Source organism: Paenibacillus sp. UNC217MF, assembly GCF_000686865.1.
Classification (GTDB): Bacteria; Bacillota; Bacilli; order Paenibacillales; family Paenibacillaceae; genus Paenibacillus_B; species Paenibacillus_B suaedae.
Window position 1 is genome coordinate 45,246 of sequence record NZ_JMLT01000018.1, and the last position, 17,402, is coordinate 62,647.

The following is a 17,402-nucleotide window of genomic DNA, read 5'->3' on the forward strand; positions in this document are numbered from 1 at the left end:
ATAAAGTGATATAATTCCGAACGATTATGCAGAATTATACAAAATTATTGATAATTTTACGGCGTATTTATTAGATGTAGATACGGATCTCCCAGCTTTAATAGTATCGAGAATTATTCCTGTATATTAATATTTCGGTTCGTTTCATTTAAACTATAAGCACTTCATGAAATTCTACTAATTTTTTATTAATTCCAGAAACTCCGATAATTTATAACACAAGAACAAAAGCCACCCCCCTAATTTAGTTGGGATAGATGGCAGTCTTGTTTCTTATATTTTGAAATTACATTCACATTGACTCTTCTCAAGAGCCAGCCTTAAAAAGGCTCGCCTTCCCTTGCTCCTGAATGGCTTGCAATGCCGCCACATTTCTTCACTCACCTGATTCATCGGCTTATTGGCAGTCGTATTTGACTTTAATGAATAAAATAGTTCTAAAGTTCTACCTCGCTTAAGGCTTTGATTACGCCCTTCATATCTCGCGAGAAGTGTATATGGATACGTCTTGGCATATCACGCTGCCCATTCTTGACCAGTGATGTATTGTAAAAATGCCTTTGCTGCTCCAATTTGAACCGCGTCTAAGCGGTAAAATTCCATGTACTAGAGTGCGAGTTTCAATTTCTTAGTTGACAAATTGGATTACTCAACTTTATTATTATTTTATCGCGTTACATATTTTGGATGTAAGTCAAATCGTTCAATATTCCGCTGACCGTACCGACGGAGGCTCCTAATACCATCACTGCATGTGCAGAAAGGGGAGCGTACCGTGCCATTCAGTTATATCTCTCATTTGCATTGCCCGAAATGCAGAACAAGTTATTCCCCGCACAAGCAGGCGCATCTATGTGCTTGCGGTTCCCCATTACTTGTAGCCTATCGGTTGGATGAACTGAGGGAAACCGTCCAACGCTCCGAACTGGCTGCAAGAGAACCAAGCCTGTGGCGCTATCATGAACTGCTCCCTATCGAGCTGGAGCAGAATGTGATTTCTTTAGGAGAAGGTTTTACCCCTCTCCTCCCCCTGCCCAAGCTTGGACACCGAATTGGTATTCCCCAGTTGTATATGAAGGATGATGGGCTTCTGCCGACCGGCTCTTTCAAAGCCCGCGGCGCGGCTGTTGGTGTATCCAGGGCCAAGGAGCTCGGCGTTGAGGAATTAGCATTGCCGACGAATGGCAATGCAGGTGCAGCCTGGGCACTTTATGCGGCTCGCGCGGGCATACGTTCCACAGTCGTCATGCCTGTAGATGCCCCTGCTATAACACGCAGTGAATGTACAATTGCAGGAGCTCGACTCCATCTGGTCAATGGCTTAATTAGTGATGCTGGCAAAATTGTCTCTCAAGCAATCAGCGACGATGACAGCCTGTATGATGCCTCTACTCTTAAAGAGCCTTACCGGATCGAGGGCAAGAAGACGATTGGCTTCGAAATTGCCGAGCAACTAGGCTGGAAGCTGCCCGATGTCATCCTGTATCCAACAGGAGGCGGTGTCGGCCTCATCGGCATTTATAAGGCATTGACAGAGTTGCTGGCACTAGGCTGGGTTCAAGGCAAGCTCCCTCGGTTCGTCGCTGTCCAATCTGCGGGATGTGCCCCCATCGTCGAGGCATGGAAGAACAAGCAATCCGAGTCGATACCTTGGCCGAATGCTTCTACCCTTGCGTTCGGCATCAATGTACCGAAGGCACTAGGAGACTTTCTAATATTGGATGCCATCTATCGAACCGAGGGCTGTGCAATTGCGGTGGATGATCGCGCACTGTTGGGCGAGCAGCGCCTTATTGCTGAGCTTGAAGGAGCCTTCATCTGCCCGGAAGGCGCATCTACATTCGTCGCCGCACGCCGATTGCGTGATAGCGGCTGGATCCAGGACAGCGACACCGTCGTTGCGATCAATACCGGGCTCGGCTTGAAATACCCGCATGTCGTCCAGACCAGCATCCCTGTCTTGGAACCTGATGATTACTTGAACCGAAGAGGCACTATCTCCAGCAGGCAGTCCACCTCACGGGAGGAAACCGGCTAACATGACACTCGATACCTCCTTCATGCTGGAGCATGTGCCCGACTTCTTGCACGCAGCCCTAGTCACGATCGGAATTGCTGGAGCCGCCATCGCTGCTTCTCTGCTCGTTGCCGTGTTCAACTCGATTCTCTTGTATTTCCGAGTACCGATATTAACTGCCATTGTACGTGCCTACATCGAGGTAGCTCGCAATACACCCTTGTTGATTCAATTGTTCTTCCTGTACTTTGCACTGCCGAGTATCGGAATTCGCATGTCCAGCTACACCACAGCCTTACTGGCGATGACGTTTCTCGGCGGCGGTTATTTGACTGAAGTGTTCCGCGCTGGAATCGAAGCCGTCCCCAAGTCTCAGTTGGAGTCAGGATTGGCACTTGGGCTGTCTCGCTGGCAGTTGTTTCGCGATATCGTCCTACCTCAAGCGCTGCGAATTGCTACGCCGTCCTTATTTGCCAACTTTATTTTTCTACTGAAAGAGACGACGGTTGTATCTGCAGTAGCCGTGCCGGAAATTTTGTACACGGCTACGAACTACATTGCACTATACTACAAAACCTATGAAATGCTGCTCATGATGACGGCCCTGTACTTGCTGTTGTTCCTGCCATTATCCTTTGTGCTTTCTTGGCTGGAAAGGAGGTTCCAGCATGGCCAGTTCGGGACTTGATTTGCTTGTCGTATCGCTTCCCCAGCTTGCCAAGGGGTTGTATCAGACAGGGCTTATCGCCATCTGGAGCATCGCGCTAAGCACGATTGGCGGCCTTCTATTCGGTGCCCTGCGCACCTCTTCTAGTCCGTGGCTGCGGTTGATTACCCGTACTTATCTAGAATTGTTCCGCTCTATCCCGATTTTGGTATGGCTGTTCTTTTTCTTCTTCGGTCTTCCAATCTTCTTCGGTCTGAATGTTCCAAGCTCTGTATGTGCAGTACTGGTGTTGTCACTTTGGGGGATCACTGAAGTTGGCGAGGTTGCACGAGGTGCCCTTATCTCATTGCCGCAAGGTCAACGAGAAGCTGGCATGGCGATTGGACTCAGTACCCTGCAATTGTACGCATACATTCTGCTTCCACTAGCGCTGCGACGCATGATCCCGCCTACGATTAATGTGTACACACGCATCATCAAGACGACATCACTGACTGTTCTTATCGGCGTCACCGATGTGATCAAGACGGGGCAGCAAATTATAGAGCGCACAGGAGAAGCCGTCCTTATTTACGGTGCATTATTCATGCTCTATTTCATACTGTGCTATCCGTTATCTGCCTTATCAAGAAGGCTGGAGCACAAGCTGCTATCCTAATACCTCACTGATTGAATAGAAAGGAGGAACCATTCATGCCCGACGCATTGCTTGAGCTATCCAATGTCGGCAAGTCGTTCGGCAAGCATTGGGTGCTGCGGGACATCAACCTGCAAATTGCTCAAGGAGAAGTGACCGTTATACTCGGGCCAAGCGGCTGCGGCAAGAGCACGCTGCTTCGGTGCCTGAATGGACTCGAGACAACGCAGAGCGGCAGCATTCGATTCCACGGTCAAGAATTGACCAATCCAGCAACGCGCTGGCAGCACATTCGCCAACAGATTGGAATGGTGTTTCAAAGCTATCACCTATTCCCCCATCTGACGGTACTCGATAATATCCTCCTCGGACCAATCAAGGCCCAGCGGCGTACCCGTACAGAAGTGATCGCCCAGGCCGAGAAGCTCCTGGAGCGCGTCGGATTGCTAGACAAGAAGGATGCCTATCCTCGTCAGTTGTCGGGCGGCCAGCAGCAGCGAATCGCGATCGTGCGGGCACTATGCATGAATCCCGAGGTCATCCTCTTCGACGAGGTGACGGCTGCACTTGATCCCGAGATGGTGCGCGAGGTGCTGGAAGTCATGCTTGCCTTGGCGGAACAAGGCATGACGATGGTTATCGTGACCCATGAGATGGGGTTCGCCCGTGCTGTAGCCGACCGGATTGTGTTTATGGATGAAGGCCGAATATGCGAGACAGGAGCGCCGGATGCTTTCTTTGCAGATCCCAGAACCGAACGAGCCCGTCGCTTTTTGGATAAATTTTTGGACATTGAAACATGGAAAAGGAGAGAAATTGGATGAAGAACAAATTGGGGTTCACATTATTAATGGTACTGCTCATGGTCGGGTTATTGTCCGCATGCAGTTCAAGCAGCAATGGAAGCGATGCAGGCAGTGGAGCGAAAGAACAACCTACCACAGCAACGCAACAAGAGAGCGATAAATCATCGAATGCCGATACCGGTGCCCTTAGCAAAATTAAAGAACGCGGCAAAATTCTCGTAGGTGTATTCTCCGACAAGCCCCCATTCGGGTTCACAAATGAGAAAGGCGAGTTGGTTGGCTTCGATAATGACTTAGCAAGACGCTTCGCGAAGGATCTACTTGGAGATGAGAGCAAAATTGAGTTCGTCGTCGTGGAGCCAGCAGGTCGTATCCCGTATTTGCAAAGCGACAAGGTAGATCTGATTGTAGCCAACATGACCGTGACCGATGAGCGCAAGGAAATTGTTGATTTTACAAATCCAAATTTGAAGGTGACTACACAAGTACTCGTAAACGATCAGAGTGGCATTAAGTCGTTGGCTGATTTGAAAGGAAAGAAAGTTATCGTAACGAAGGGAACGACAGCTGATATTTTCTTCACCAAAAAATACCCCGACGTTGAACTGGTCAAATTCGAGAAAAACACCGAATCCCTCCAAGCATTGAAGGATGGACGCGGCGACGGGTACGCACAGGATAATTTCATCCTACTCGCTTGGGCACGAAAAAACCCTGGCTTCGCCCTTATTCCAGAAAAGCTGGAGAAAGAGGCGCCGATCGCGCCAGCTGTCAAGAAAGGCAATACTGAGCTGCGCGATTGGGTGAATCAAGAGCTGGAGGCGCTGGGAAAAGAGAAATTCCTGCTGCAGTTGTACGATAAATACGTGAAAGAGGAACTCGGCCCGGATGTCTCTCCAGACGATATTATCGTGGAAGGAGGACACTGGAAGTAACACAAGCGCCGTACAATACAATAGCACCCGAACATAGAACGAGGCTGTCTTGCCGTCATGATTAACATGACCGCAAGACAGCCTCGTTTTTTATTATTCCACAGCGAATAAATATGCCTGGAGACTATCTGCAACACACTCCATAATCAATTGAATAAAAGGCTCCAATTGACCTTGGACGCTTGCTTCCTCCAACGTCTCATAATATCGCATTCTGACAGCATCCGCCGCCTTCACAATGGCAGGAGGATATCCGTGCTTCATCAGAATTAGATTCATAAGGAGTCTTGCAGTTCGGCCGTTTCCATCTGAGAAAGGATGAATACATACAAATCTAAATTGGAATTCCGCAGCCAGCATCACTGGATGCATCAATCCTTGTTGATTCTCGTACCATTTCATGAGCTCTTCCATCTTCTCAGGAACAACCGTATAATGGGGCGGAACATACTGTGAACCTGATATACGAACATTGACCATTCGATATCGTCCTGCGTCGTCCGCAATATTTTTAAGAACAAGATGATGAATTGATTTCACCACATACTCAGTTAGCTCCTGATCCTGGCGAAGGAGCTCTTGAATGTAGGCAATCGCTTCAGCGTGGTTAATAACTTCAAAATGCTCCCGAAGCTTTTTTCCACCGATCGTTAACCCCTGTTCGAGCACAAGCTTCGTTTCAAGCAGCGTCAGTGTATTTCCTTCAATTGCATTCGAGTTATACGTCCATTCAACACGATATACTTCCTCTAAATTCCGAACGACTTCGGCAGGTAGTGGTCGCAGCGAATCCAATCTATTCTTTAACTCATCAATCAAAGTAAGATCCACACCTATCACCTACCTTTTCCCTCTCTATTATTAGTATTATATCAAGTCTATTGCGTTTCTAGACAATCATTTATTCCAATACCATCACTTCAATCCTAATATCTGATACAGCTCCTGAAGCGAACAAATTTCATAGGTTGGAATAATATCCGTTTCATTCGCTTTCCCCTCGGGATTGAACCAGCAGGTATCCAGACCTGCCAGCTGTCCGCCCTTCATATCCGAGCTTAACGAATCCCCGATAATCAATGCCTGCTGCGGGTCAAAGCTAGGAATGCGTGCGAACACAAAATCAAAAAATTCCTTCATCGGCTTCTGGTACCCTGTATCCTCCGATACGAAAATGCTAGTAAACATCGGATGTAGACCGGAATCACGTAGCCTTCGATCCTGTGTCTTAGACAAGCCATTCGTCACAATATGCAAATCATACACGCCGTGCAGTTTCGTAATTACTTCCATAGCTCCGTCAATGAGCTGATGTCCCTGTTCCAAATAGCCCCGATATTTTTGCTCCATCAGAACGCCATCCACTTCATGCCCATACTCCTTCAAAAGTAGAGAGAATCGAGTGTTCACTACCTCGTCGCGATTGATCTTTCCCTCTTCATACGCCCTCCACAATCCCTGATTCATCTGTTTATAATGGGCTTCCATTTCTTCTGTCAGCTCGATCTGCTGTCCTTCGAACAACAAACGCAGCGCCAGCTTCTCCGCTGCCTTGAAATCAAGCAATGTATCATCAACGTCAAATAATAATGTTCGATATATGCGCATCTTATCTCCACCTATCTATGTTATAGCCTGCTCTACAGGCTATATTTTCTATTTTATTTTCATATCCATCAACACTGCAAGCTGCTCTACATCTGCACGACTTGTGTGATATTCCCTCTATTTTCACGTGCGTGCATCTGTTGTACTGGATATAGGCTTACACTCCTAAATGCTCTCATCCAGCCCTGCTGGCTGCACTTTTCCTAGCTGCTCGTCCTTCGTACTTCTACAACTCACCATGACAATCCCTGTAAGAAAAGTTCTTTTCCCGCTTCCGACTGCACCTTATACTGGTATCAAACGTAATACGTAATAGGAAATAGGAACCAATAACATAACACACGACTGGAAACGGAGGATCACCGTGAAGAATGCAATACGATGGCTGTCCGCCATCATGATGATTGTCATGTTGCTTCATCCGGGAATTGTTCAGGCAGACGCGATTCCGAGCAAATCGGCCATAGTGCGCGATATAGCCAAGATGATTCCTAAAGAATCGATTCCCTATATCGAGCGAGCTGCCAAGGGGAAGCCCTATACGTTCTATCTCCTGACTATCAATCGTTTGGATGGCCAGGATGCAGCAGAATATGCAACCGAAGTATATCACAAATGGAAGTTGACAGCGGATGACATCCTCATCCTATTGTCTAAGGAAGATCGGCGCGTAGAGATGAACTTCAACAATCCGGCTTTGCAAGAGAAGATCGACGCACTGCCCAATGATGACTCGTCTCGCTCTAAGCTCAGCGCATTCGTTGACAAACATTTTATTCCGAAGGCGAAAGAGGGCAATTTCGCTAGGGCCACTATAACGCTTATGGAAGCGACCAAACAATTGAAGCCTGTGCCGATTGTACCAACGCCGGAGAAGCCTGCTAAAGACCTCCCATCCGGCAACAAACCATCGAAGCCCGCATCGGAGAACGAAAGTCAGCCCGTAACTGTGCCGAAAGAACCGGAAGGTCCAAGTGCGCTCGTCCTTTTCTGGAATAGCATTCCGTGGCCTAGGGTCGGTATCGTAGCAGGCTTAGCTGCATTGTGCATCTTGCTAGTTGCATGGATGTGGCAGCTTCAGCGGCTGCGCAAAATTCGTACCCAAATTCCTGCCGTTATGGCCACTGTCAGTCAAGCGCTCGAGCGAGTGCACCACTACACTGAGCTGTATCAAGGCGCGACGCAGCAGCAAGCTGCGGCTATCGAGCAGCAATTAACGGCATCCATCATTGCGCTGGAGTCCAGCTTGAAGGAAATGAAGCAGATCAGCTTCGCCCACACGCTGCTGCCGAAATTCAAAAGCCAGCTCGATGCGGCAGACAACGTGCGGCAAACGCGTGTAAAAGAAGCAGCAGAGCTAACGAAGCAAATTGAACAAATCGAGGTCACGGAGCGACAGCTCGTAGACAGCATTCGTGAAGCGCGAGCGCGTCTTCAGCAGCTCGAATACGAATATCGCCAAGAAATCAGTACACGCGGTTGGACGCTTGAAGCAATCGACCAACGCTACCATACGCTCGTCAGCCGTGTGCAAACCGTGGATGATATGGATACCTTCGATCCGATGGGCGCCAATGCCATCATGGATACCTCCAAGGCAGAAATCGAGCAATTGGCGCAGGATATCGCGTCCATCGCTCATTACGCCAATCTGTACCAGCAATTTCCGAATGAGGTAGCCAGCAGTCGCGCCCGCTTCGAAAGCATCGTACAAGAACATAGACTCAAGCTAATCCGCATCGATCCTTACGGTTGTCTGGAGCAAGCTAGAGACACGAATGAACGGATGCTGGAACAACTGCGAAGCGGCAAGATTTCGGAAGCTGTGCAATTGGCAGAACGCAGAGGCCAGCACCTGACGGATGCTGTACATATGACACAGCGGCTGGCAGATTTGAAGCTGAAAAATGCGGAGGACATCCAAGCCATCGCGAATAGATTTTCCAACCTGCCAGAAGAAGAGCGGCACATGAATGGGCTGCACCAGAGAATTAGCCATACCTACCGTTCCAACTACTGGAATCATGCTTGGGAACTGTATCATAACGGGCTTTCCGTCATTGCCAACATGCGTTCCAGACTGGACAATGTGCGTTCCCTCTCTTCGGAAGAAGTGCAGGAATACGAGATGGCTCGTCAGGAACTTGATGGCATACTGCAAGCTTGCCAGGATCAGGATCGCAATCAAAGGCAATATGAAGAACTTGTCATGAAATTGGATCAGGCGCTCGAACTAATCAACAGACAGATGAAGAGCGGTGAACAAGCTTACACCCGCGCCCAAGATGTTATTAAGCGCAATCGTCTCGTGCAAGCATGGCGATATGCGGAAGAATCTTTGATGAAGCTGGACTCCGGACTGAAGCAGTTGCTCGCCCAGCCTCCTTATGACATTGACTTACAGTCAGAGCTAAGCTCGCAATATGCACGCGAAGCGGAAGCCTACTTGCAAGATGTCGAGCGAACTGCCATTGTGAAGCGCGATGCAGAACGCACGATGAACGACATGGAAGCACGGTATCGTTCCACGTATCATCGTACAAACCGAAAAGTAAGATTATCTCACTTTGACTCCCAATATTCGCAGATCATGTCCTCTGCGAATGACTATATGTACCGCGGCGAATACGAACGCGCCAGTCAGGAAGCTGCTGCGGTGGCAGGCATTATTAGCGCTATGAATGCCGCTTATGATGCTGTGATAGCAGAGGAACGGCGCCGAGAAGAAGCCCGCCGGGCGGAGGAGCGAAGACGCCAAGAGGCTCGCCGTGCAGAGGAACGCAGACGCGAAGAGGAAAGACGCCGAGAGCAAACCAGTAGATCGACCAGCTATAATTCCAACTCGAATAGCAACAACTCGGGCGGATCCAGCTCGAACAACTCCAATAGCTCGGGCGGGTCTAGCTGGGGAGGCGACAATAAGAATTCTTCCGGCGGATCGAATTGGTAGTAGCAGAAGTGAAGGGGTACCCTACCTTCAATCTTCAACTTGCAATCTACAATAACCTTTCACGCACAAAAGGGCCTCACCATCCACGGCAAAGTGGATGGTGAGGCCCTCCTTCCTTTTCAACAAAAATCCAGAACGAACTAGCACTAAGCCAACCCCTTCATCACCCCAGAGAAACCATCAACCCGCTACTTCAACACAACAAGCGGTTCAGTGACCGTTGCCATCACATTTCCGTCTATCTTCTTATAGAAATCATTCCACTGATATCCATCTTCTACATCCAGCATCGTATCCAGCGCGTATCTAAAAAAAACGAAGTAGATAGGGAATCTACAGCGGTTCTACTCTTTTCCCCGTCTTAAATACAATAACGCCGCCAATAATGATCAAAACCCCGATTGCTTGTTTTCCCGTAAAAGGAACCTGATCGAGGCCAAGCAACCCCAAAGAGTCGAACAACAGCGCAAAACTAATCTGGGACGCCATCACAATCGAGATGGCAAACGTCGGGCCAAGCCGCTTCACTCCCTGTACCACACTAAGCACGACACCGACCCCGATGATGCCGCTGAACCAGTACCATGTCTTCATATTAGGCAAATCAAATAGCTGCTTTCCTTCCACTAAGAGGCCAATGGTGAGTGACGCTAGGAATCCCATGCCCAGCACGATTGCTGTAGTCGTCCACGTTCCCACGCCTTCATTTACTTTACTGTTGAACACATTCTGCACACCAACAAGCGAGCCAGCGATGAGCGCCAATACTAAGCCTGCAATCATAAGCGTCCCCTCTCACCTTTCATATATATTATGGCCTGCCAGAGTACGCAATCGCTCCCGATCCTTCACGGAAATAAACCCTCGACTGCGCTCGACCAAGCCTTCTTCACAGAACTTATGAATAACTCGATTCAAATGTCTGTAGCTGGTGCCAATAAAGTTGGCTACATCCCGCAAACTCACCGCATTAAGCTGTCCATTAAATCGCGGATCCGATTCATCATACGATATCGACAAGAGATAACTCGCCAAGCGCGCCTCCACCGGATACATCAAATTAAAGCTCAAGGAATCTGATTTCATGCAAAACTTCGTCGTAATGAGCTTCAACAAAAATTGAAGCAGCTTTGCGTCTTCTTTCGCATACTGATGCAGCCAGCGGTAATGAACGATAATCATATGAACCGGCGACACCGCCTCAACCGTATTCATGAAGTCAATGCCTTGCACATATTCAATGTCCCCGACCGCTTCTAGTGCGGTTTTGAACGACACGATCAGTGCCTTGCCCTCTGCCGAGGTGTTATACACCTTAACCTTTCCCTTCACAAGCACGGATAAATACTCGGCTGGATCACCCTGCGAACAGATGAGTTCACCTTGCTCATAAGTGTACAATGTCAAATGCGGCAATATCTGTGCATTAAATATTGATGCTATCTGATGAATCTCCAAATAATGAGCCAGTTGTTCACGATCCTTGATCTCTTTCATAGCGCACCTTCACCCCTGCCGCAAAAAATTACAGCTTCAATATAATCACTCCGGCGATCATCATCCCAATGCCGATGAACTGCGCCAGCTTCATATTCTGCTTCGCTACACCGAACCATCCTCTACTGTCGATGATGAAGGTTACACTTAGCTGGGCAATTAACACCATTGCAATCGTCAGAGTCACTCCAATCTGATGAATGGCTGTGATATTGCTCGATATGATAATTGCTGCCAAGGCACCTCCAGCCAGATATATCGGCTTCACTTGCTTGACTCTTCTCCATTGTCCATCACGGACGAGCAGCAGAAGGACGAAGGCCAGTACAAATCCCGTGAACTGGGTAATCGTTGCTGCTTGCCATGTGCCAATATGTTGACTGATATGGGAGTTCGCCACGCCTTGCAGCGTTATGAACGCTCCGCCTAACCATGCAAATAGGATTCCCGCCATCATTCCCGCTCCTCTAGACATGAATTCAATTTCACTATTATTTAAAATCAGACCCATGTCTTGGGGGAAGGACATATGTCCCAAGTGTATCAAAAAAGCAAAAAACAGCGTAGAGGCGGAATATTGCATCAGCATCCGCGTTCACACTGTTTAGGTAAACAAACCGCTATTGTATGTATGACTTTCTACTACCTACTGATGGACGGTGTGCGACCAAACTCTCTGCAACCAACAGATTTGGCACCCAGCATAGCCAAGCGATCACTGCAAATGTGTCATTGGAATCTGAAAGCCCGAAGAGTATCGCTGCCAGCGGCATATACAGGCGCAGTGTAATTGCCGCACATGTAAGCGCATAGTTGCGAATCATCCAGCGGCCATGTCCGGCTAAGTCGCGAGCGACAACAATGCGGACTATCCCTTGATACAGAGTATACATCCATAAAGTAGACAGTACTCCGAAGCCTGTTGCGGCGAGCCAACCGCCATCCGCGTACCAGGATAAATAGAGCCCTGTAATCCCCCCAATCGCAATCAGGCACGCATACACATAGCCGATTGCGCGGTGTAGATTAGGCTTTTGTACTCGTAATCGCTTGATGAATTGAAGCCATCCGATAGTAATAGCAAGTCCTGAAGATATGGCGTGCGCCCACAATACTGGATACCACAACGTCGGCAATTCCCCTTTGCCTTTTACAAGCGGAGCTTCTTGGATATGAGATGGTATAGCATACATCGCTAAAGCATAAATTCCGACAATGATTGCCAGAAATGCCATTATCCCAAAGGCCCATGAGCGAGCCGCACTCTGCACTTTCATCCATCATTCTCCATTCCTCTATACTGGAAGGAGTGTATCATGCACCCTTAGCTACTTCACTCCGTCTGCAGAAGTATTTTGCTTTAGAGCTAATCCTAGTTACACACCATGCGTCTCAATTTCTCTATTTCTCTATTTCTCTATTTCTCTACTCCTGAATCATAGTATCTCATATCGAAAATGGAATGATTGCCCAACTTCGTAACTCGTGTTAATATAAACACACTAAACAGTAAATTATATTTTACCGGTAAATTGTAGTGAGGTGTTTCGATGACTGTGACCAGCGTCTATAAAATTCAGACTCATGAGCAGCTAAAAGCAATTGCAGATCCTCTCCGGACGAAGATGCTTATGAACCTTGTCAAGCAAGAGTATACCGGGCAGCAGCTTGCTGAAATGCTGGGTATAACCCGAAATAATATTTATTTTCACCTGAAGGAGTTAGAGAAGCATCAGGTGATTCAAATTGTCCGCAAAGAGGAGAAGAACGGTATCGTTCAAAAATATTACCGCGCAGTTGCGAGCCGCTTCATCCCAGAAGATCATTTGCTGCCGAGCATGGATCTGATCGAGACGTCGCGACAAGTGTTCATGGAGACCGTCGAGGTCACCCGCACTAAGATTGAGAGCGCACCGGCTGCATCTTTCGCTCTGAACAGCAGCAATCTGGATCAGCGTAAGAACATCGCATCCACCTATCAAATGATCGCAACGGAAGAGAACTTCCACGCCTTCGTCGAAGAATTCAAGCAGCTGCTGGACAAGCATTTCACGAAGCATGAGAAGTATGGGAAGCAAGAGACAAATGAGACGAATGAAGAAAATGAGGATCTAAAAAGCTATTATTTGTCCCTGATCGCATTCCAAGATGACAGCGAAGAGATCGCCATTCAATGATTACATTCTTCACTTTCTGGAGGGATACCGCATGCAATCTAACACAGCCAATCGCGAGCAGCACGCAACAAAATATCCTATCGTAATAGACGATACTTGGTTCACCGTCGCGAAGCTCGACGACTCTACGTATTCCCTTAGCGAATACGGCCATTGGGAGAGAGTTCATTCTTATCTGCTCATCGGCAGTGAACGAGCCGCTCTCATCGACACCGGACTCGGTATCGATGATATTACGCGAATGACTAGCCAACTAACCAGCCTGCCCATCACCGTACTTACCACCCATGTGCACTGGGATCATATCGGCAGCCACGGCAAGTTCGAGCGGATTTACGTCCACGAACTGGAAGAAGATTGGCTCATTAATGGCATTAAGGGATTGCCGATTGAGCAGATTCGCAAAGATGTGTCGCGTGATATTACGAGACCCTTACCGCCTACCTTCGATCCTGTTGCCTATACTCCCTATCAAGGCAAGCCAACTGGTCTGCTGCAAGATGGAGATACCATCGATTTAGGGAATCGTAAACTCTTCGTTTATCATACGCCCGGCCATTCCCCCGGACATATCGCCGTGCACGATACAAGCAGAGGCTACTTATTTACTGGCGATCTGCTGTACGATGAAACACCAATCTATGCATTCTATCCTACGACGAGTCCAGAAGACCTTGTGGCCTCCTGGCAGAAAATTTCGGGGATTGAGGGTATTGTACAAGTATTCGGCTCCCATAATCGGCTTGGGCTGGAGCCCGAATTATTAGGTGCGTTGAAAGAAGCGGCTGCAGAGCTGCTTGAGAAGGATCTTGTCCGCTTCGGAACTGGCGTTCACCAATTCCGTGGCTTTTCGGTTCAGTTCTAAGGCGCTGGTCGACCTTCTTATGCAAAAAACGCTTGGGCATCTGCCCAAGCGTTAGCGTTTTTATTTACCTCGCCTCTATTTCCTTCTGCTTCCCAGCTTGCATGCGATAATTTCGGAATATCATTCCGTTCGCCTTCATCATGCCGAAATGTTCATAATAGGGAACCAGGTCATCGTCGCAGCATAAATCAATCATATAGATGTCATCCAACGCTTTCATCATTTGACTGACTAATTCTTTGCCGATCCCCTTGCCTTTATATGCTGGCAGCACTTCAAGCAGTGGAATATAGGCAGACAGTACACCGTCACTTATCGCCGTGATAAATCCTACGACCTGACCCGTTTGTTCATTCATCGCCAGAACCACTTTGCTGCTGTTCTTCAATAACCGCAGGTGAGTTTCCGGGCTTGGCGGATTCGGCCAATCTACAAAAAAGTCTTCCAGCATTTCATCTGTAATCCCGTCGACTGAGTGCTTGTATATCATATTCGATCATCTCCTCATGTAATTGTTCTGAGGTAGATCGACAATATCAATAGTAAAGTAACAAACCAATACCCTCCGTATCATCAAAAGAAGCACTATACACCATAATACGGAAGATTCATATATTCCACAACCATAATTTCCTTTCTCCAGCCTGCCTTCTACTGGCTATGCTGTCCAATGGGCCGGTCGAGACAGCCTTCCCGGCAGTTGAGTATGCGAATCTCCCTTCGCTGCGTTAATCTGTACCTGAGTCAGAAAAATACTGTCTCTCAAATCCGCGCCGCGAATATCTGCATCGCGCAAGTCCGCTCCGATGAGGTCGGCTGCGCGCAAATTCGCATGCTGCAAGTCAGCCGCGATCAGATAGGCTCCTCTTAAATCTGCCCCTCTGAGATCAGCTGCTTTTAATTTCGCACCCATGAGATCGGCTCCGCGGTAATTCTTCCGTCTCTCCTTCGAATTTGCCTGCAGATTGCAGCGTACGTCCATCCATACCAGCTCGCTCGTTTGCAATAACAGTCTATTTACATTTGCACGATGCGCGTGAACATCCACCTTCAGAATTTCATCTGCACGGAGCTCTGTCAGACGTACTGTCTCCTCCACCATCATATTAAGCTCTTGACGAATGGAACGCGCTGCCTCTAGCACAAGTGCTTCATGTAAATACCACAGCATTTCGTGGAGCTGATGCATAATCGGAAAGACGTTATACATGGTTTTCGCTCTCTCCGAGCTTTCTCGCCAATCAATGCCCTCAAACGTAATCTGCGACACTTTCTGTCCTGCACCGAAGCACTCGAACACGGTGCACCCTTTACATCCTCGTGCCCGCAAATTCGCGTGAATTCCGCATCGATAGTCAGCTTGCAAGTTCGAGCAGGGAACTCCCGCATCCTTGCTCATCGCAAAATCAGCCGAAAAAGAAAATGGGAGCGCAACACAACAAAGCCCGAAGCAATTCTCGCAATCCGCCCGCAGGTCGGCCCAATGTATATTCTTACGTACATGAGAGTGATCTCGGTTTTCCTCTAGCAAGTAGAGCACCTCCGATGTGCTAATAATCTGAGACGATTATAACGGATGTGCTTGGTACTTTCTAGCAAAATGATAATGGTGTCATTTCTACATTACCGTCAAGTTCGTTCATATTCCACTGCCCTCAATATTGCATGATGGCTACGCCCGCGGCTTGAGACAAACTGTCTTGTGTAATATCCAGCTCTTTATAGCTTCTAACCTGCTGACCGGATGCTGCGAGAAATTTATCTACCTTATCAAAAATCAGAAATCCTAGCGGACGGAGCGCCTTCGTACGGTAATGCATCGGAATGGTTATCGTTGCCCGCAATTGACGCATCAGTTGAGCCGCTTCATCTCCGTTAATGGTCATTCTTCCGCCTACCGGAGTCATAAGAACGTCTACCTTGCCGATTGCTTGGCTTTGCTCTTCAGACAATAGATGACCCAGATCCCCACAATGACAGATAGTCAGGCCATCGACTTGAATGCGGAATACAATATTGTCACCCTTTTTCGCACCGTTCACTTTATCATGAAAGGTCTTAAAGCCGCTGATCAGCACCTCACCGTCACCATAGGTGTATTCCTTCGGCTCATTCACAAGCAAGTAATCGCCAACCGCTACCTGAATCTGATTATGATCGCGATGTTCATGCGTAACCAGAACAATATCCGCTTCTACCTCAGGCATTCGATAACGAAGCAGACGTCCGTATGGATCAATCAAAATCCTTGTTCCTGCCTGCGAAGTCAATAAAAAAGCCGATTGCCCGAACCATTTGATTCGCATAAACATACCACCTTTCATTTATAAAAACCGCTTCCGTCCATAATGATCTGTTATATTCTTAAGATATTTCCCTACCCTGTTAAAGTCAACTGGACCCTCTCATATGCGATCCCTTCCATTGCGTGATTGCCCAATATCAATATACATGCGCGTCTCCCCTTCGGCACAAACCGATTGAACATCTTCCTTTCCTGCTAAGTGTGATAAGCTGAACACTAAAGACAAAGTACAAAGTGTTATCCTAGAGTCAAGTGAGTCGCCATCCAGATAGCAAGCAATAAAAAAGTAACTTTCTCATAGGCACTGTTCTACAAAAGAGAGCTAAATGTTTCCGAACCAGGTGCTGTCGGAACAGATAAAATCGCATGGAAGGCCTATCAGCAGCATCCTGAACGGTTCATCCCTTTCGCCTCAGGCATTCATTTATTAGAGCCATCTGGGTTGAAGGCGGCTTGATAATTCACACTCCATTCTATCTATGCCCCAATATCCTTACGATTTGTCTGCTGCTCGCTTACCTGTCGTTGCTGCAATAAGAACACAGCAAGTCCAATCAAAATGAGTGCAATGCCAATGCCTTGCTGTACCGTGATAACCTCATCCAAAATGAAATAAGCAAGGATGCACGTTCCTACCGTCTCCCCGAGAATACTCATGGAAATGACCGACGTACTGAGCCATTTCAACAGCCAATTGAATAACGTCTGACCTAAAATCGTTGCGATGAAGGCTAGTCCAGTAAAGGATCACCACGTTTGAGCGGAATAAAGATCCCCATTACTTGCTTCTTTGACAGTAAACGTGATTCTCTTCAAGGTGGCTAATTGGGCAACGGAGATCTCAACGAAATTGAGTCGGCATCAAGACTACGATGTTAGAGCAAGCAACTCCACTGTCACCATATTATGTATATTTTTACAACAAGGTAGATGAACTC

General features: G+C 47.8%; 17 protein-coding genes and 1 pseudogene. 8 read left to right on the forward strand and 10 right to left on the reverse strand.

Annotated elements, in window-relative coordinates; genetic code table 11:
• Positions 1-775: 775 nt before the first annotated feature.
• Genes BP95_RS30140 through BP95_RS0111170 form a run of 5 tightly spaced genes read left to right on the forward strand, consistent with a single transcriptional unit; the run spans position 776 to position 5,062 of the window.
• Positions 776-2,038 (forward strand): threonine synthase, encoded by a 1,263-nt coding sequence (locus BP95_RS30140; RefSeq protein WP_036591202.1) that lies wholly within the window; start codon positions 776-778, stop codon positions 2,036-2,038.
• Between the two features lies 1 nt (position 2,039).
• Complete coding sequence (locus BP95_RS0111155) at positions 2,040-2,705, forward strand: amino acid ABC transporter permease (RefSeq protein ID WP_028532185.1); 666 nt, start codon at positions 2,040-2,042, stop codon at positions 2,703-2,705.
• Positions 2,686-3,342 (forward strand): amino acid ABC transporter permease, encoded by a 657-nt coding sequence (locus BP95_RS0111160; RefSeq protein WP_021254106.1) that lies wholly within the window; start codon positions 2,686-2,688, stop codon positions 3,340-3,342. The genes BP95_RS0111155 and BP95_RS0111160 overlap by 20 nt, the downstream gene beginning before the upstream one ends.
• A gap of 35 nt (positions 3,343-3,377) precedes the next feature.
• A complete protein-coding gene (locus tag BP95_RS0111165) occupies positions 3,378-4,145 on the forward strand; it encodes an amino acid ABC transporter ATP-binding protein (RefSeq protein ID WP_021254105.1) in 768 nt (255 codons plus the stop codon).
• A complete protein-coding gene (locus tag BP95_RS0111170) occupies positions 4,142-5,062 on the forward strand; it encodes a transporter substrate-binding domain-containing protein (protein WP_021254104.1) in 921 nt (306 codons plus the stop codon). Before BP95_RS0111165 ends, BP95_RS0111170 begins: the two co-directional genes overlap by 4 nt.
• Positions 5,063-5,155: 93 nt before the next feature.
• Here the strand turns inward: BP95_RS0111170 and BP95_RS0111175 are convergent, their stop codons facing one another.
• Together BP95_RS0111175 and BP95_RS0111180 are read right to left on the reverse strand one after the other, a co-directional pair.
• Positions 5,156-5,902, reverse strand: a complete 747-nt coding sequence (locus BP95_RS0111175; protein WP_021254103.1) for a Fic family protein — start codon at positions 5,900-5,902, stop codon at positions 5,156-5,158.
• 75 nt (positions 5,903-5,977) lie between these two features.
• Positions 5,978-6,670, reverse strand: a complete 693-nt coding sequence (locus BP95_RS0111180) for a YjjG family noncanonical pyrimidine nucleotidase (protein WP_021254102.1) — start codon at positions 6,668-6,670, stop codon at positions 5,978-5,980.
• 364 nt (positions 6,671-7,034) lie between these two features.
• Between BP95_RS0111180 and BP95_RS0111185 the strand changes: the two genes are divergently transcribed.
• The gene (locus tag BP95_RS0111185; RefSeq protein ID WP_021254101.1) at positions 7,035-9,620 is read left to right on the forward strand and encodes a TPM domain-containing protein; all 2,586 of its coding nucleotides are present in this window, start codon (positions 7,035-7,037) and stop codon (positions 9,618-9,620) included.
• 333 nt (positions 9,621-9,953) lie between these two features.
• Here BP95_RS0111185 and BP95_RS0111190 read toward each other — a convergent pair whose 3' ends face one another.
• The 4 genes from BP95_RS0111190 to BP95_RS0111205 form a co-directional block, all read right to left on the reverse strand.
• Complete coding sequence (locus BP95_RS0111190) at positions 9,954-10,403, reverse strand: DMT family transporter (RefSeq protein WP_021254100.1); 450 nt, start codon at positions 10,401-10,403, stop codon at positions 9,954-9,956.
• Positions 10,404-10,415: 12 nt separating this feature from the next.
• Positions 10,416-11,117: a Crp/Fnr family transcriptional regulator gene (locus BP95_RS0111195; RefSeq protein ID WP_021254099.1), complete on the reverse strand. Its 702-nt coding sequence runs from the start codon at positions 11,115-11,117 to the stop codon at positions 10,416-10,418.
• A gap of 28 nt (positions 11,118-11,145) precedes the next feature.
• On the reverse strand, positions 11,146-11,571 hold the full coding sequence (locus BP95_RS0111200) for a DMT family transporter (protein ID WP_021254098.1): 426 nt from the start codon (positions 11,569-11,571) through the stop codon (positions 11,146-11,148).
• A gap of 166 nt (positions 11,572-11,737) precedes the next feature.
• Complete coding sequence (locus tag BP95_RS0111205) at positions 11,738-12,394, reverse strand: DUF2306 domain-containing protein (RefSeq protein WP_036666971.1); 657 nt, start codon at positions 12,392-12,394, stop codon at positions 11,738-11,740.
• A 273-nt stretch (positions 12,395-12,667) separates the two neighbouring features.
• Here BP95_RS0111205 and BP95_RS0111210 point away from each other — a divergent pair, with 273 nt between their 5' ends.
• Together BP95_RS0111210 and BP95_RS0111215 are read left to right on the forward strand one after the other, a co-directional pair.
• Entirely contained in the window at positions 12,668-13,294 is a 627-nt protein-coding gene (locus BP95_RS0111210; protein ID WP_021254096.1) for an ArsR/SmtB family transcription factor, read from the forward strand.
• Positions 13,295-13,325: 31 nt separating this feature from the next.
• Positions 13,326-14,159 (forward strand): MBL fold metallo-hydrolase, encoded by an 834-nt coding sequence (locus BP95_RS0111215; protein WP_021254095.1) that lies wholly within the window; start codon positions 13,326-13,328, stop codon positions 14,157-14,159.
• Between the two features lie 64 nt (positions 14,160-14,223).
• Here BP95_RS0111215 and BP95_RS0111220 read toward each other — a convergent pair whose 3' ends face one another.
• From BP95_RS0111220 to BP95_RS32410, 4 genes and pseudogenes are all read right to left on the reverse strand, one after another.
• Complete coding sequence (locus BP95_RS0111220; protein WP_021254094.1) at positions 14,224-14,649, reverse strand: GNAT family N-acetyltransferase; 426 nt, start codon at positions 14,647-14,649, stop codon at positions 14,224-14,226.
• 168 nt (positions 14,650-14,817) lie between these two features.
• Positions 14,818-15,690: a pentapeptide repeat-containing protein gene (locus BP95_RS0111225; protein WP_028532188.1), complete on the reverse strand. Its 873-nt coding sequence runs from the start codon at positions 15,688-15,690 to the stop codon at positions 14,818-14,820.
• Between the two features lie 124 nt (positions 15,691-15,814).
• Positions 15,815-16,465 carry an MBL fold metallo-hydrolase gene (locus tag BP95_RS0111230; RefSeq protein ID WP_021254092.1) on the reverse strand — a complete coding sequence of 217 codons (651 nt, stop codon included), beginning with the start codon at positions 16,463-16,465 and terminating at the stop codon, positions 15,815-15,817.
• Positions 16,466-16,941: 476 nt separating this feature from the next.
• Positions 16,942-17,232: pseudogene (locus BP95_RS32410) on the reverse strand (EamA family transporter); the annotation flags it as partial.
• Positions 17,233-17,402 lie beyond the last annotated feature (170 nt).